Annotated in this window: 1 rRNA gene; it reads left to right on the plus strand. The window is 52.1% G+C overall.

Annotated features, from left to right (window positions below):
- Window positions 1-64: ribosomal RNA gene (locus ACSVDM_RS30810) — 16S ribosomal RNA — on the plus strand; the annotation flags it as partial.
- Window positions 65-426 lie beyond the last annotated feature (362 nt).

Genomic DNA, 426 nt, shown 5'->3' on the forward strand with positions numbered 1-426 from the left:
GGCGATTGGGACGAAGTCGTAACAAGGTAGCCGTACCGGAAGGTGCGGCTGGATCACCTCCTTTCTAAGGAGCATCTCCAGTCGATTGTTCACAGAGGTGAATGTGTCGCTGGCAGAGCCGTTTTGGACTCACATGTAGTCCAGCGGAGCTCATGGGTGGAACGCTGGCAAACTTCTTCGCATCATGGTGTCGGCTCAGTCCGATATCGCGGTGAATATATCGACACACTGTTGGGTCCTGAAAGAACACGCGAAAGTGTTTTTTCAAGGCAAGAACAAACGATCCGCTCGGATCTTCGAGATATTGCCGGCCGCGAGGCTGAGTCAATCTCGGAACACGATCATGAGTGGGTGTGTTGTTTGAGAACTGCACAGTGGACGCGAGCATCTTTGTTAGTAAGTGTTTAAGAGCGTACGGTGGATGCC

It is taken from the genome of Nocardia sp. JW2 (assembly GCF_051843015.1).
Lineage (GTDB): Bacteria > Actinomycetota > Actinomycetes > Mycobacteriales > Mycobacteriaceae > Nocardia > Nocardia coubleae.